A 14,788-nucleotide genomic window follows, 5' to 3' on the forward strand; every position below is an offset into this window, starting at 1 on the left:
CCAAGGGCCGCGTTCCCTCTTCAAGCGAGTCTTCGATGAAAAGCCAACCCGATGCCGCCAGCCGTGTGGCGGCCGAGGTCGTGACGCAGTTACCCGTGCCTTCGCGGCTGGGCATGCTGCGTTTCGAAAGGCTCAACGAAGCCACTTGGGCCATGCTCTACCTGGACCCGGCCTGCGAGCGTCAGTTCGGCCTGCAGGCCGGCGACCTGTGCGCCCTGGTAGACGCCCCGTACGCCAGCCTGATGGAGCCCGAAGCACGCTACCGGCTGCACGACGAGATCCAGCTGCAGCTGGCCCAGCGCGGCTACTACCGCGTGCGCTATACCCTGCACACCCCAAGTGCGTCGATGCGCTTGCTGGAGGCCGGTGAAGCCTACAAGCAGCACAACCGCCAGTTGCTGCGCGGCTACCTGAGCGTGCTCGACGACCAACAGGACGACACCGGCGAACCCGGCGCCAGCGACCTGGAATCACGCAACAACCGCCTGCAACTGGCCCTGCAACTGAACCAGCGCGCCCAGCAAGAACAACTGGAACACCTGGAGCGTGTGCGTGGCCAGCAGGACCTTATCCTGCGCCTGGCCCGCCAGCGCTACAGCGCCGGCAACTCGCTGCTGGAAGCGGCCCAGCTGATTACCCAGAGTGCCTGCGAAATCTACAAGGTCGACAGCGCCAGTATCTGGCACCTGGAAGACCAGCGCCTGGAACCGATCATCGCCTGGTACCGCGATGCGCAGGAGCATCGCCAGCCCGAAGCCATCGATGCCAGCCGCTTCCCCGACTACCTCGACGCGCTGCACGCCAGCCGCGCCATCGACGCCCACAACGCCGGCCACGACCCACGCACCCGCGCCCTGGCGCAAAGCATGCGCCCGGAAAACAAGGCCATGCTCGACGCCAGTATCCGCGTCGATGGCCAGGTGGTCGGCGTGCTGTGCCTGGAGCAGACCGGCCAGGCACGGGCCTGGCAGTCGGACGAAATTGCCTTTGCCGGCGAGCTGGCCGACCAGTTCGCCCAGGTCATCACCAACCACAACCGCCGCGCCGCCACCAACGCCCTGCACCTGTTCCAACGTGCGGTCGAGCAAAGCGCCAGCGCCTTCCTGCTGGTCAACCGCGACGGCCGGGTGGAGTACGTCAACCCAAGCTTCACCGCCATCACCCAGTACAGCACCGACGAAGTGCAGGGCCGCCAGCTGGCTGAGCTGCCGGCGCTGGAAAACCTCAGCGAACTGCTGTTCGACTCGCCGTCGAGCCTGGCCATGGGCAACAGCTGGCAGGGCGAGTTCAAGAGCCGGCGCAAGAACCTGGAGCCGTACTGGGGGCAATTGTCGATTTCCAAGGTGTACGGTGACAACCGTGAGCTGACCCACTACATCGGCATCTACGAAGACGTCACCCAGACCAAGCTGGCCCAGCAGCGTATCGAGCGCCTGGCCTACACCGACAACCTGACCAACCTGGGCAACCGCCCGGCGTTCATCCGCAGCCTCGACGAACGCTTTGCCCGTGATGGCGAAAGCGCGATGTGCCTGCTGCTGGTGGACATCGACAACTTCAAGCGGATCAACGACAGCCTTGGCCACCAAACCGGTGACAAGCTGCTGATCAGCTTGGCCCGGCGCCTGCGCAACAGCCTTCACGCCGGTGGCATCCTGGCCCGTTTTGCCAGTAACGAATTCGCCGTGCTGCTCGACAACACCAGCCTGGAAGATGGCCAAGGCGTTGCTCTGCAGTTGCTGCGCACCCTCGACAAGCCGATGTTCGTCGACAACCAGCTGATCAACGTCACCGCCTCGGTAGGCCTGGCCTGTGCACCGTTGCACGGCGTCGACCCGGCCAGCCTGATGAAAAACGCCGGCCTGGCGCTGCACAAGGCCAAGGCCAACGGCAAACACCAGGTGCAGGTGTTCACCGAAGTGCTCAATGCCGAAGCCAGCTACAAGCTGTTCGTCGAGAACAACCTGCGCCGCGCCCTGACCCAGAACGAGCTGGAAGTGTTCTACCAGCCCAAGATCTGCCTGCGCAGCGGCCGCCTGCTGGGGCTGGAAGCCTTGCTGCGCTGGAACCACCCAGAGCGCGGCATGATCCGCCCGGACCAGTTCATCAGCGTGGCGGAAGAGACCGGCCTGATCATCCCCATTGGTAAATGGGTGGTACGCCAGGCGTGCCGCATGAGCCAGCAACTGCGCGAGGCTGGCATGGGCAACCTGCACGTGGCCATCAACCTGTCACCCAAGCAGTTCTCCGACCCGGACCTGGTGGCGTCGATCAGCACCATCCTCAAGGATGAAGCCCTGCCCCCACACCTGCTTGAGCTGGAGCTGACCGAAGGCCTGCTGCTGGAGGCCAGCGAAGACACCCACCGCCAGCTGGACGAGCTGAAAGCCCTGGGCCTGACCCTGGCCATGGACGACTTCGGTACCGGTTATTCGTCGCTGAGCTACCTGAAGAAGTTTCCGATCGACATCCTCAAGATCGACCGCAGCTTCATCAACGAAATCCCCGACAACCAGGACGACATGGAAATCACCTCGGCGGTGGTGGCCATGGCCCACAACCTGAAGTTGAAGGTGGTGGCCGAAGGGATCGAGACGCCGGAGCAACTGGCGTTCCTGCGTCGGCACCGCTGCGACGTGGGCCAGGGTTACCTGTTCGACCGGCCAATTCCGGGGCGCGAGCTGGCTGAGCGGTTGAAGCGCTATCCGCGTGGCCCGGTGGCCTGACAGCCACGCAAACCTCGGGCACTATAGAGCCCATACGGGCCCTTTCGCGGGTAAACCCGCTCCCACAGGTACGCCACAGTATTCGAAATCTGTGGGTTGCCTGTGGGAGCGGGTTTACCCGCGAATGCCCCAGCCCCTATCTCAAAGCCATACAGAGGAACGGCCATGGTCCTGCGTTCGGAAATCCTGGTGAACAAAAACGTCATGCCAACTGCGGAACAGGCCCTGCCTGGCCGCGAAACGCCAATGAGCCTGCCCGAGTTCCACTACGTGTTCGAAGGCACCCCACTGCTCGGTCCATTCTTCGAAGGCGCCATCGACTTCGCCATCTTCGGCCTGGGTTGCTTCTGGGGCGCCGAGCGCCGCTTCTGGCAGCGTGAAGGCGTGGTCAGCACGGTGGTCGGTTACGCCGGCGGCTTCACCCCACACCCCACCTACGAAGAAGTCTGCTCGGGCCTGACCGGCCACACCGAAGTGGTGCTGGTGGTGTTCGACAAGGACAAAGTCAGCTACCGCGAGCTACTGGCAATGTTCTGGGAGCTGCACAACCCGACCCAGGGCATGCGCCAGGGTAACGACGTCGGCACCCAGTACCGCTCGGCCATCTACTGCACCAGCCCAGAACAGCTGGAACAGGCCAAAGCCAGCCGCGACGCGTTCCAGGCCGAGCTGAGCAAGGCCGGCTTCGGCGAGATCACCACCGAAATCGACCAGGCACCCACCGTGTACTTCGCCGAGGCCTACCACCAGCAGTATCTGGCCAAGAACCCGCAGGGCTACTGCGGCATTGGCGGCACCGGCGTTTGCCTGCCACCCAGCCTGCAGGGCAACTGAACAATGGCCACGATGACACTGTTCCACTCGCCGTTGTCGCCCTTCGTGCGCAAGGTCATGGTGGTATTGCACGAAACCGGCCAGCTCGAGCGCGTGCAGCTGCAGCCGGTGAACATCAGCCCGGTGAGCGGCGACCCGCAGCTCAACCAGGACAACCCGATCGGCAAAATCCCAGCCCTGCGCCTGGACGATGGCACTGTGCTGCATGACAGCCGGGTGATCTGCGAGTACCTCGACCTGCAACACGTCGGCCTGCCGCTGCTGCCGCGTGAAGGTTCGGCGCGTTGGCGGCGCATGACGCTGGTGTCGCAGGCCGATGCAATCATGGATGCGGCGGTGTCGTCGCGCTATGAAAGCTTCCTGCGGCCCGAGGAAAAACGCTGGGACGGCTGGCTGCAGGCGCAGGGCGACAAGATCCGCCGTAGCCTGGCTAACCTTGAGCAGGAGCATTTGCCCGAGCTGATGTCCGGTTTCGACCTGGCGGCGATTGGCGTGGCCTGTGCGCTGGGGTATCTGGACTTGCGTCAGCCCGAGTTTGGCTGGCGTGAGCGCCAACCTGGGTTGGCTGCGTGGTATGCCGAAGTGGCCAAGCGGCCGTCGATGGTCGCCACATCCCCAGTGGCCTGAAGGGCCTCTTCGCGGGTAAACCCGCTCCCACAGGGTACAGCGCCAATTTCAAATTGTGCGGCATACCTGTAGGAGCGGGTTACCCGCGAATGCCTCACTTCGGTATCACAGGAAACAGCTGCCCAATCCTGAAGGCCAACCACCGCCCGATTTCTCTGTCCTCCCTCATGCCGCTCTCCCCACCCGCGCCCAGTCCAGCCGCCGGGTCAGCACCATGAACACCCCCAGCAAGCCAAAGCACAGCAGCGACCCCATCAGCAGCGCATAATCTTCGGCACTCAACAGCCCGTAAAGCAGCGCGTACAGCGCCGCCAACCCTGCCGCAAACCCCACCCCTCGCCCCAGGCTGCGCAACACATGGCTGAGGTAGAAGCCGATCAACAGCACACACGCCGAAGCCGACAGCCCATACGCCAGGCCAAAGCCGATGTGCTCGGACAACGACAGCAACAACAGGTAGAAGAACGCCAGCGCCACACCCACCAGGATGTACTGCACCGGGTGCACACTCAGGTTTTTCAGCACCTCGAACAGGAAGAAGCCGGCAAAGGTCAGCGCGATGAATAACAACGCGTATTTGATCGCCCGCTCGCTTTTCAGGTACTGGTCCACCGGGTCGATAAAGCTCACGCCAAAGCTGCGCTCGTTGAAGTCTTCGCACTGGCCGGCGGTGGCGCATTGGCGCAGGGCATCTTCAAGGTTGGTGGCGAAGAACGACGTCTGCCAGTGAGCGCTGAAGCCCTGGGCATCGATGTCGCGGCGGTTGGGCAGATAGCTGCCGACGAAGCTCGGGTGCGGCCAGTTTGCACGCATGGCCACGCTGCTGGTGCGGCCCACCGGCACGACGTGCAACTGCCCGGTGCCTTGTAATGCAAGGTCGAAGCCGTAGCTGAATTCCCGTGCTTGCAGGCCATCCAGCATCGGCAGGCTGGCATGCACGCCACCGCGCATCCAGTCGAGCTGGGTGCCGGCCTCGAACGGCAGCTTCTGCTCGTCGATGCTCAGTTCCAGGCCATTCTCGATGCCGCGGATATCGCTGATGCCCACCACCAGGAAAGGTTTGTCGAAGCGGTAGTCGTCGAAGTCCTTGTCGATGCCCCAACGCTCCGGGAGCTTGAAGCGGCCACTGATACGCCCCTTGGCATGGAACAGCCGCGCCTGGTAGATACCGCGGGCACGCAGTTCGGTGTCCACACCCAGGTCGGCGTCGAAGGTTTCCGGCAGAAAGTACAAGTGGCCGGCAATGGTGCTGGTTTCCTGGGTGCGTTCGCCGTCCTTCTCGATCCAACGGCGCTGGTACTTGCGATAAGGCACCACCAGCAGCGGGCCACTGAGTTGCTGGTCGAAGCTGGCACTCTGGGCGATGTCGCGCAGTACGTTGTCGCGCAGGGCCTGGCGTTCATCGATCAGGCCGTTGATCAGCAACAGCGGAATGAGCAGCAGCAAGATGAGCACGGCGATCATGCCGAGCTTGTAACCGAGGGTCTTGTTCATGGGGCCTCCTGTGGCAGTGGGCGCAGTGTCTGCGCCTTGCGTGGAGGCCTTGGGGAGCTTGTGTGGAGATTGTGTGTTTTTGGGTCCGCGCATTATTCGAAGTTTGCGCGGTCCCTGTAGGAGCGGCCTTGCGTCGCGATGGGCTGCGCAGCAGCCCCGGCTATCTCAACTAATACGCCGCACCGGCAACCACAACCGCACCCGCACCCCGCCATCAACGTTATCCACCGCCAACGCTCCGCCATGCAGTTGCATCACCTCGGCCACAAAATTCAGCCCCAGCCCGGTACTCTTGCGCCCGCTCCCCGGCCGCGGCAGCGAGTAGAACCGCTCGCTAACCCGCCCAATGGCATACGCCGGTATCGCGTGCCCCTGGTTGAACAGGCTCAATGCGACCCGCTCACCATCGCGCTCCAGGTCGAACAGCAGCGCGCCACCTTCGGGGGTGAAATCCAGCGCGTTGTCGAGCAGGTTGGCCAGCGCCTGGCGCATCAGGAACGGATCGCACAGCAAACGCAACCCGGCAGGCACACGCTGGCGCACGTGCAGGTTGGCACCTTCGATTCGCGCCGCATGGGCCAGCAGCAATTCATCGACAAGCGCCGCCAGCGCCACCTGCTGTTCATCCTCCAGCGCCTGCATCTGCTCGACCCTGGCCAAGTTGAGCAGGCGCTCGATCATCTGCTGCAAGCGTTCGCTTTCGCGCTCGATATTGCCGGCAAAGCGTGCCCGTTGCTCGGCAGGCATATCGTCGCCCTGCAACAGCTCGGAAGCCCCCCGAATGGCCGCCAGCGGGCTTTTCAGCTCGTGGGTCAGGGTGTGTACGTAGCGCTCGACATAGGCCTTGCCCTCCAGCTGGGTGCGCATGCGTTCCACCGCCTGTGCCAGGTGCGCCAGCTCGCCCCCCTTGTAGTGCGGCAATGCGGCCCGTTCACCCTCGCTGACCGCCTGGGCATAACGCGCCAGCCGCCGCAGCGAACGCGCCAGCCACCACGACAGCGCAGCGCCGATCAGCAAGCCCAGGCCGATCAGCCCCAAGCCCAACGTAAGCAAGCGCCGCTCGGATCGGTCGATGTACGGTTGCAGCGAGCTATTGGGTTTGGCCACCGTGACAACGCCGATGATCCTGCCGTCGTCGATGATCGGTGCGCCAACGTGCATCACCGAGGTGCTTTCATCACTGGGGTCGCTGCGGGTGGAGCGGGCGCCGTACTGGCCACGCAAGGTCAGCAACACGTCATTCCACTGCGAGTAGTCCTTGCCCAATGCCTCACCGCTGGAGTCCAGCAATACGATGCCCTTGGCGTCAGTGACGTAGATGCGGTGGCTGACCTGGTTCTTGGCCAGGCCCCAAATCTGCGCACCCGGGCTGCGCGAGCCGTAGGCTTTGAGCACCACGGGCAGACGCCCCTGGTTCAGGGTGCCGGCCTTGACGTCATCACGCAGGATCTCCGCCAGCAGGTTGGCGGTGTCTACCAGGGTTTCTTCGGAAGACTGGCGTACGACCGGGCGTATCTGTTCGCGTACGGTGTTGAGCAAAAAATAGCCCGCCAACCCCACGAACAGGAAGTACACCAGGAAGATCCGGATGCCCAGGCGCATCAGGCATGTTCCGGGCTGTAGCTGTAGCCGAGACCACGGTGGGTCTGGATTGGCTCGCCGCCACTGGCCACCTGGCGCAGCTTGGCGCGCAGGCTCTTGATATGGCTGTCGATGGTGCGCTCGTAGCCCACGTCGCTGGCCACGCCCAGGGCATCGAGCAGTTGTTCGCGGCTGAATACGCGCTGTGGTTGCTCCAACAGGCATTGCAGCAGTCGGAATTCGTGGCGCGTCAGTGTGAGGGGCTGGCTGCGGTAGGTGATCTGCATGCGCAGGGTGTCGAGCTGGAACAGCGCGGCATCGGTCGCGGGCTCGGCCCTGGGGGCCATGCGCTTGAGAATCGCCCGCACCCGTGCGGCCACTTCACGCGGGCTGAAGGGTTTGACCACATAGTCGTCGGCACCGATTTCCAGGCCTACCACCCGGTCGATCTCGCCGTCGCGGGCGCTGAGGAACATCACCGGCACCTCGGTGAAACGGCGCAACTGGCGGCAGGTTTCAAAGCCACTGATGTCGGGCAGGCCGATGTCGAGGATGATCAGGTCGGCCGGGCGCTGGCGTTGCTGGTCGAGGGCGACACTACCGAGGGTCACCCATTCGGTGCTGTGGCCATCGGCCTGCAGGGCGTAGAGCAGGGTGTCGGCGATGGCGGCTTCGTCTTCGACAATGAGGATATGGGGCATAGTGCGCGGCCTGTGCAAATGTCGATGGCGACGCACTATTGTGTAGGAGCGGCCTTGTGTCGCGAAAGGGCCGCAGAGCGGCCCCGGCAATATCTGCATCAACGCTTGGATCGTGGGGCCGCTTTGCGGCCCTATCGCGACACAAGGCCGCTCCTACAAGGGGACCGGTCTGGCTTCAGGTCAGCAGTCAGGCTTGCCAGCGGTGAATTTCTTGGCCGGGTTGACTGCGGCCTTGAACTCGCGCAATGCCTTGGAACCCACCAGCAGCGGGTAGTTGAAGCTGCTGCGATCCACCAGGTTCACTTCCACGGTGCGCTTCACATCACCCAGACACAGCTCCAGGTCGACCACCGGGCGCTTGGAGATTTCCGGCGCATCGCCCTCCTCCTCTTCATCGGCACGGCCCTTGATCTTGCTGATGCGCGAGACCTTGTGCTCGTACACCTTGCCGTCCGAGTCCTTGGTCGCCAGGCGGAAGCGCACCCACTCCTCGCCATCGCGGTTGAACAGTTCGATATCCTTGGCCGACAACGAGGCGGTGAACGCACCGGTGTCCATCTTGGCTTTCAGGGTTTCGCCAAGCTCAGGCAGGGCGATGTTCTCGTAACGGCCGTAGATCGTGGGCTCGGCAGCCATTACCGGCATGGCCAACAATGACAACAGAGCAAGCAGAGGTTTCACAGGCAGGCTTCCTTGAGAAGGGTCAGTGCTTAGACTGCAATGGCTGAATAGGTTCGCTGTGACAAGCCTAACCAACATAATGTGAAACATTTGTCCCTGCCGACGGGCATTGGACATTTGGCGTAGGCCATTGCGCTGCTTATCATTGCCAATCGTTCATCTCCCACAACAAGAGTTTCTTTATGCGTCGCCTGCTGACCGGCATTCTCACGACCACCCTGCTGCTGCTCAATACTGTGGTGTTGATCTGCCCGCTGCTGGTCTTCGCCCTGCTCAAACTGGTGTTGCCGGGCCGTGGGCGTGATTACGCATCATGGGCGGTGATGTGGGTGGCGGAAACCTGGTCGGAGATCGACAAGGCCATCTTCGCCCTGTGCATCCCGACCCAGTGGGACATTCGCGGCGTCGAGAACCTGCGCAAGGACACCTCGTACCTGGCCGTGAGCAACCACCAGACCTGGGTCGATATCCCCGCGCTGATCGAAAGCCTCAACCGCCGCACACCGTTCTTCAAGTTCTTCCTGAAAAAAGAGCTGATCTGGGTCCCGCTGCTGGGTCTGGCCTGGTGGGGGCTGGATTACCCATTCATGAAGCGCTACAGCAAGGCGTTTCTGGAAAAGCACCCCGAGCTCAAGGGCAAGGACCTGGAGATCACCAAGGCGGCCTGCGAGCTGTTCAAGCGCCAGCCAGTGACGGTGGTGAACTATCTGGAAGGCACGCGCTTTACCGAAGCCAAACGCCAGGAACAGCAGTCGCCGTATCGTTACCTGCTCAAGCCCAAGGCCGGTGGCGTGGCGTTCGTGCTGGCGGCACTGGGCGAGCAACTGGATGCCTTGCTGGACGTGACCATCGTCTACCCCGGCAACAAGGCACCGGGGTTCTGGGCGTTGCTCAATGGCAGCATTAGCCGGGTGATTATCGACATTCAGGTGCGCGAACTGGACCCGGCATTGTGGGCGGGTGATTACGAGAATGACCCGGAGTTTCGGCAGACGGTACAGGCTTGGGTGAATCAGCTTTGGGTGGAGAAGGACCAGCGGATTGAGCAACTGCGCCAGGAAATGCGTTGAGATTTTTGTTTTCTGGACCGGCCAATTCGCGGGTAAACCCGCTCCCACAGGTACTGCATTGCCTTTGAAAACTGTGCGGTCCCTGTAGGAGCGGGTTTACCCGCGAATTGGCCGGAACAGGCAGTGCAAATATCCAATTAAAACCCTGGCTAATAATCAGCATTAGGATTACTTCTTTGTCACACCCTACCTAAGTGGATAAAAATCGATCAAAGCACAACTACAAAAAAGCTTGGATCGATCAATGGCCAACCCACCCCGCTCCGCCCCCGCCCAGCTTCGCCGTGTCCTCGGCCTGCCCGCCCTGGTATTTTTCGGCCTGGTCTACATGGTCCCACTGACCATCTTCACCACCTACGGCATCGTCACCGAACTCACGGGGGGCCGCACTGCCGGCGCCTACCTGGTCACCCTGGTGGCCATGCTGTTCACCGCGGCGTCCTACAGCTTCATGGTCAAGCGCTTCCCGGTCGCGGGCTCGGCGTACTCCTACACCAACATGGCGTTCGGGCCCAACGTCGGCTTCCTCGCCGGTTGGTCGCTGCTGCTCGACTACCTGTTCCTGCCGATGATCAACTACTTGCTGATCGGGCTGTTCCTCAACATCGCCTTCCCCGCAGTGCCCGCCTGGGCCTTCGTGCTCGCCTGCATTGCCCTAGTGACAGTGCTGAATGTGGTCGGCATCAACTCGGTGGCCAAGACCAGCAACCTGATCGTTGGCGCGCAGATCGTGTTCATCGGCGTGTTTGTCGCGCTGTCCTGCCAGACATTGGCTGGCCAGCCGCTCGACCTGTTGTCGCCGCTGTTGGGTGATGGCAGCAAACCGGGCTTCGGCCACCTGATGGCGGGTGCAGCGGTGTTGTGCTTGTCGTTTTTGGGCTTCGACGCCGTCTCGACCTTGGCCGAAGAATGCCGCGACGCACGCCGCGATGTGCCCCGGGCGATCATCCTCACTACCCTGTTCGCCGGTTTGCTGTTCACCGTGCTGGCCTACGTCAGCCAGCTGGTGCTGCCAGGCAGCAGCTTCGCCAATGCCGATGCGGCGGCCAATGAGGTGATGTTCAAAGCGGGCGGGCAATTCCTCACCAACTTCTTCACCGCCGCGTATGTGGCGGGCAGCCTGGGTTCGGCGCTGGCCTCGCAGGCGGCGGTGTCGCGCATCCTGTTCACCATGGGCCGTGACAACGTGCTGCCACGGCGCAGCTTCGGTTACCTGTCGCCACGCTTTGGCACACCGGTGTTCGCCATTGCGTTGGTGTCGGCGTTCTCGCTGCTGGCGCTGGTGATCGACCTGTCCACCCTCGCCTCGCTGATCAGCTTTGGCGCACTGGTGGCGTTCTCGGCGGTGAACCTGGCGGTGGTGAAAACTCATCTGATGGACGACACCAGCCAGCGCAATGCCAAGAACCTGCTGCGCTATGGTGTGGTGCCATTGGTGGGGTTGGGGCTGACCTTGTGGCTGTGGACCAGCCTGTCGGCGCTGACGCTGGTGATTGGCCTGTGCTGGTTTGCGCTAGGCCTTGTGTACCTTGCCGTACTGACCGCAGGCTTCCGCCGCCCGGTGCGCCTGGTGGATTTCACCGAAGCGGCCTGACCTGCCGAGACGACGCAAAACCGCTTTTTCTTGTAGGAGCGGCCTTGTGTCGCGAAAGGGCCGCGCAGCGGCCCCAGGGATTTCCGCTTCACCTCGAAGATTGCCGGGGCCGCTTTGCGGCCCTTTCGCAACACAAGGCCGCTCCCACAGGTACAGCGCCAGGCTTGAAGTCTGCGAAAAACCTGTGGGCGCTAACTTGCCGGCGATAGAGCCGCCGCTGGCAACCCAAAAACCTCAGACCGAAGGCTGGGTCAACGGCGCCGGGGTTGTCCATAGGCTACCCAGGTTCTGCAACAACGACCCAGCAATCCCCTGCTGCCCCAGGTACTGCAGAATCAACGGCGCAAACTGCCCGATCATCCCGGTATCCATCCCCAGCGCCTTGAACGCAGTGTCCAGGTCGCTGCGGTTTTCCACATTGTTGCCCAGCGCATTGCTCAATGCCGACTGGCTCTCGCTGTTCTTGCCCAGCAAATCGCCCAACCCACTCAACCCACCCAGCGCATTGGCCCCGGCCAGCAGGTCCAGCCCCGGCACGGCCTTGGTCAGTTGCCCATAGTCATCGCTGCTCAGATTGTTGCGCGCCAACCCCAGCATTGCACCCGCCCCACCTACGGCCTGTTCGGGGGTGATCTTCAATTCACTGCCCAGGGTGTTGAGCAAATTGGCCTGTGCCTCGGGCGCCTGCACTTGGGCTTGCTGGCTCTGCTTCTGGTTTTGCATGGCCGACACGGCGTTGGCGGCATCGCTGAGGTTGAAGGCGAACACCGGGCTTGCGGCCAGGGTCATCAGGGTTGCCAAGGTGAACGCTTTCATCGGGAGGGACCTCGTTGGCCATGGATGGGATGGGCTGCGAAACGGACTTTTGACCGCAACATTAGTGGTTTGTTCCTGGATCAAGATCGAGTACACGCTGGGCTATGAGTGACCTGTCATTTCTGCCAGTAGCAGTTGGCAGACGGCTCCTAAATAATAAAAATTCAAATCAGCCGTGCTTAGAATTTGAGGTAACGATCATGAAGAGAAAACCCTCTACCGCAGCGTTTTTCTATCGAAACCACAATACTGTAACCAAAGTTTCCAGCTCCAGCAGCACAACCATTTTTGGCACTGATTCACGGCCCCTCGGCCAAAAAAATTCTGAAACAAGCGAAGCAAAACTACTGCTTGTCGACGACAAGAACTCCATATACAGCGCGAGCGAAGTGAATAACATAGCCACTCAATACTCCCCATACGGCCATGCAACCAATCTGCCGTTCCTACTTGGTTACAATGGTGAGTTAGCGCAAAATCATGCTTCAATCTATATGCTCGGCAACGGATACCGAGTTTATATGCCTCAGTTAATGCGCTTCATTTCGCCAGACGGGAAAAGTCCGTTTGGTCGAGGCGGTGTGAATGCTTATGCCTACTGTTCAAACGACCCGATTAATTACACCGACCCGTCCGGCCAAGCGAGAAACCCACTGCGAACCCCTGTAGCACTCACGCTGACCAAGTCGAGACGTGTCGTGAACGGTAAGCTCTACAGAGTGGAAAATATTCAAGGTAATAAGAGATTCGTACCTGCCCCGGCCTTGAGCGAGTCAGAAAAAATTCACCTAAAAGGTTTCATAGACGAACAAACAGGTGAAATCGATCGGACTCGCGCAAGAATAAATCAAATAAAACACTCACATGGACGCCCGATACAAGAAGCTGAAAAGCTTGAAGCCATCATAGATAAAGGCAACGCCTCGCGAAAAAAATATACTGACGCGCTTAACTTGACCAAAGATCGCCGCGCTGTAAAAAACACAATAGCTGATATTGAATCTCGCATCTCCGAGGCGCGCACAAAACTTACCGATATAACAACCAAGCACTCAGCCCACCTAGAAAAATATCGTACTTATAACGAACACCACAAACAGCTTACTAGCGACTTAGAAAATGCAAACGCAATACTGCGAGCGAGCTCGTAGTGTGGCAAAGCTCTTGCCGGTTGGGGGCCGAGGCTGGCATCTTCGCAAGCAAGCTCGCGCCTGCAAGAGCGGAATATGCCTGGAGGTTAGTTAAGGCATTGGATCTGTCATGAAAAGGGCCCCTCGATCTGAGGGGCTCTATTTACTCGACGGTTGTTACGCCGCACCCCACATCTTATGCGGATCAATCACAAACTTCTTCGGCACCCCCGCATCAAACTCACCATACCCTTCCGGCGCCTGATCCAGGTTGATCACCTGCACGCCCACCACTTCAAGCAATATTGATCCGGCCCCACATGATCGCCTGCATCAGCTGGCAGTTGTACCTCATGGTCAGGGGCTGGCCAGTGTGGAAGCTGTGCGACTTCGCCCAACCCTGGCCAAAGCAGACGCTCAGCGCGCCGCATCCGGCCAACACCTGATATTTCTGACAGTATCAAAATCCCTTCGACTGTTCAGAATGGGCATCAAGCAGCCTCCATTTATCCAACACGGCAGAGACTTGAATCATGAGCAAAGCGTCGAACAGTTCGCTTTTCTTCTACCAGGGCGACAAGCTGATCACCGTGAAACAAGTCGATAAGCATCGCGCCATCTTCCGCAATGCGGAACAACCGCTGGCTGAGCAGCAGACGAATGGAGACCGCAGCATTGCATTGCTGGCCACCAACGATAAGGGTTCGGTTCTCAGTGTTGAGAGCGAGGGTGATAAGGAGGACCACCCTTACTCAGCCTATGGGCACGACCCATCTCTGCCCTCGTTAAGGACTACGACTGGCTTCAATGGTGAGGTTTTCGACATTGGTTCGAACTGCTATCTGCTTGGGCTTGGATACCGCGCCTACTCACCACGTCTCGGACGCTTTGTTGCTGCAGATAACTGGAGCCCTTTTGGTCAGGGGAGCCTGAACGCTTACTGCTATTGTGAGGGCGACCCAGTAAACAGCAGCGACCAAAGCGGCCACATGCGTGTTTACCTAGCTAATGGTCAGATAATGAGGACTAGCAAGAATGCAGCGATTTCCGCTGGTTCCTGGTTGAAGCCGTTAGATTTCAACAGAACAGCTCATCGAAAGGCACTTATTGACACAAAATTGCAGATGCCTCGCAGGGTAAAAGCCGACAACTCGGTCACTGAAGGGCGTACCCACATCAGGGTGTTTGAGCTATTCCAAAACCCAGGCAGCAGTACTGAAGTAGCTCACGTCCGGGCAATGGATATGCAGACATTCAAGCGCAATCGCGCGGAGATTGGCGTGTTAACCAGACTGCATGACGAAGGCGACAGAGCCCCAGCCTTGAATTATCTGGCTAGGGCCGCAGCGCTCATGAACGAAAATGAGAAATTGTCCCAGATTGGCGAAGCGCTTTGGCGCAAAGGCATTACGCCAAATTGGCCGACTACCACACTACCTGCTGATGCCAGGCGCGAGATCAGAAAGTCGAACTCTTGATAGTGTAAAAATGCCCTCAAAAGAGGGCATCTTTATTTGGCCTTAAGCCGCGCCCC

At 60.5% G+C, this 14,788-nt stretch carries 12 protein-coding genes and 1 pseudogene; 7 read left to right on the forward strand and 6 right to left on the reverse strand.

Features of this window, described 5'->3' with window-relative positions; genetic code table 11:
* Positions 1 to 35: 35 nt before the first annotated feature.
* The 3 genes from APH42_RS08855 to APH42_RS08865 all read left to right on the forward strand — a co-directional run bounded on the left by APH42_RS08855 (position 36) and on the right by APH42_RS08865 (position 4,187).
* A complete protein-coding gene (locus APH42_RS08855) occupies positions 36 to 2,726 on the forward strand; it encodes a bifunctional diguanylate cyclase/phosphodiesterase (RefSeq protein WP_012270135.1) in 2,691 nt (896 codons plus the stop codon).
* A 165-nt stretch (positions 2,727 to 2,891) separates the two neighbouring features.
* On the forward strand, positions 2,892 to 3,560 hold the full coding sequence (gene msrA, locus APH42_RS08860) for a peptide-methionine (S)-S-oxide reductase MsrA (protein WP_060493162.1): 669 nt from the start codon (positions 2,892 to 2,894) through the stop codon (positions 3,558 to 3,560).
* 3 nt (positions 3,561 to 3,563) lie between these two features.
* Entirely contained in the window at positions 3,564 to 4,187 is a 624-nt protein-coding gene (locus APH42_RS08865; protein ID WP_012270133.1) for a glutathione S-transferase, read from the forward strand.
* A 165-nt stretch (positions 4,188 to 4,352) separates the two neighbouring features.
* On the opposite strand, the gene creD is transcribed toward APH42_RS08865, so the two are convergent.
* The 4 genes from creD to APH42_RS08885 all read right to left on the reverse strand — a co-directional run bounded on the left by creD (position 4,353) and on the right by APH42_RS08885 (position 8,644).
* Positions 4,353 to 5,681: a cell envelope integrity protein CreD gene (gene creD / locus APH42_RS08870; RefSeq protein WP_060493163.1), complete on the reverse strand. Its 1,329-nt coding sequence runs from the start codon at positions 5,679 to 5,681 to the stop codon at positions 4,353 to 4,355.
* A 165-nt stretch (positions 5,682 to 5,846) separates the two neighbouring features.
* Entirely contained in the window at positions 5,847 to 7,283 is a 1,437-nt protein-coding gene (gene creC / locus APH42_RS08875; protein ID WP_060493164.1) for a two-component system sensor histidine kinase CreC, read from the reverse strand.
* Positions 7,283 to 7,963 (reverse strand): two-component system response regulator CreB, encoded by a 681-nt coding sequence (creB, locus tag APH42_RS08880; protein WP_060493165.1) that lies wholly within the window; start codon positions 7,961 to 7,963, stop codon positions 7,283 to 7,285. Before creB ends, creC begins: the two co-directional genes overlap by 1 nt.
* Positions 7,964 to 8,143: 180 nt before the next feature.
* Complete coding sequence (locus tag APH42_RS08885) at positions 8,144 to 8,644, reverse strand: ATP-dependent zinc protease (RefSeq protein WP_012270129.1); 501 nt, start codon at positions 8,642 to 8,644, stop codon at positions 8,144 to 8,146.
* Positions 8,645 to 8,826: 182 nt separating this feature from the next.
* Here APH42_RS08885 and APH42_RS08890 point away from each other — a divergent pair, with 182 nt between their 5' ends.
* Entirely contained in the window at positions 8,827 to 9,714 is an 888-nt protein-coding gene (locus tag APH42_RS08890; protein WP_060493166.1) for an acyltransferase, read from the forward strand.
* A 244-nt stretch (positions 9,715 to 9,958) separates the two neighbouring features.
* Positions 9,959 to 11,308 (forward strand): APC family permease, encoded by a 1,350-nt coding sequence (locus tag APH42_RS08895; protein WP_060493167.1) that lies wholly within the window; start codon positions 9,959 to 9,961, stop codon positions 11,306 to 11,308.
* 234 nt (positions 11,309 to 11,542) lie between these two features.
* On the opposite strand, the gene APH42_RS08900 is transcribed toward APH42_RS08895, so the two are convergent.
* Positions 11,543 to 12,124: a DUF2780 domain-containing protein gene (locus tag APH42_RS08900; RefSeq protein ID WP_012270126.1), complete on the reverse strand. Its 582-nt coding sequence runs from the start codon at positions 12,122 to 12,124 to the stop codon at positions 11,543 to 11,545.
* A gap of 200 nt (positions 12,125 to 12,324) precedes the next feature.
* On the opposite strand from APH42_RS08900, the gene APH42_RS29095 reads away from it, so the two are divergent.
* Positions 12,325 to 13,275 carry an RHS repeat-associated core domain-containing protein gene (locus APH42_RS29095; RefSeq protein ID WP_156352749.1) on the forward strand — a complete coding sequence of 317 codons (951 nt, stop codon included), beginning with the start codon at positions 12,325 to 12,327 and terminating at the stop codon, positions 13,273 to 13,275.
* A gap of 156 nt (positions 13,276 to 13,431) precedes the next feature.
* On the opposite strand, the pseudogene APH42_RS29100 reads toward APH42_RS29095, so the two are convergent.
* Positions 13,432 to 13,681: pseudogene (locus tag APH42_RS29100) on the reverse strand (formaldehyde dehydrogenase, glutathione-independent); the annotation flags it as partial.
* A gap of 106 nt (positions 13,682 to 13,787) precedes the next feature.
* Here APH42_RS29100 and APH42_RS08905 point away from each other — a divergent pair.
* Positions 13,788 to 14,732 carry an RHS repeat-associated core domain-containing protein gene (locus APH42_RS08905; protein ID WP_060493168.1) on the forward strand — a complete coding sequence of 315 codons (945 nt, stop codon included), beginning with the start codon at positions 13,788 to 13,790 and terminating at the stop codon, positions 14,730 to 14,732.
* Positions 14,733 to 14,788 lie beyond the last annotated feature (56 nt).

The sequence above is a fragment of the Pseudomonas sp. NBRC 111140 genome (assembly GCF_001320885.1).
Taxonomy (GTDB): domain Bacteria; phylum Pseudomonadota; class Gammaproteobacteria; order Pseudomonadales; family Pseudomonadaceae; genus Aquipseudomonas; species Aquipseudomonas putida_P.

Bases quoted from the DNA above. Each gene is read 5' to 3' on its own strand.
- APH42_RS08890 (WP_060493166.1), top strand. From the start codon at position 8,827: ATGCGTCGCCTGCTGACCGGCATTCTCACGACCACCCTGCTGCTGCTC.
- APH42_RS08865 (WP_012270133.1), top strand. From the start codon at position 3,564: ATGGCCACGATGACACTGTTCCACTCGCCGTTGTCGCCCTTCGTGCGC.
- creC (WP_060493164.1), bottom strand. From the start codon at position 7,283: ATGCGCCTGGGCATCCGGATCTTCCTGGTGTACTTCCTGTTCGTGGGG.
- creB (WP_060493165.1), bottom strand. From the start codon at position 7,963: ATGCCCCATATCCTCATTGTCGAAGACGAAGCCGCCATCGCCGACACC.
- APH42_RS08895 (WP_060493167.1), top strand. From the start codon at position 9,959: ATGGCCAACCCACCCCGCTCCGCCCCCGCCCAGCTTCGCCGTGTCCTC.
- msrA (WP_060493162.1), top strand. From the start codon at position 2,892: ATGGTCCTGCGTTCGGAAATCCTGGTGAACAAAAACGTCATGCCAACT.
- APH42_RS08900 (WP_012270126.1), bottom strand. From the start codon at position 12,124: ATGAAAGCGTTCACCTTGGCAACCCTGATGACCCTGGCCGCAAGCCCG.
- APH42_RS08905 (WP_060493168.1), top strand. From the start codon at position 13,788: ATGAGCAAAGCGTCGAACAGTTCGCTTTTCTTCTACCAGGGCGACAAG.
- creD (WP_060493163.1), bottom strand. From the start codon at position 5,681: ATGAACAAGACCCTCGGTTACAAGCTCGGCATGATCGCCGTGCTCATC.
- APH42_RS29095 (WP_156352749.1), top strand. From the start codon at position 12,325: ATGAAGAGAAAACCCTCTACCGCAGCGTTTTTCTATCGAAACCACAAT.
- APH42_RS08855 (WP_012270135.1), top strand. From the start codon at position 36: ATGAAAAGCCAACCCGATGCCGCCAGCCGTGTGGCGGCCGAGGTCGTG.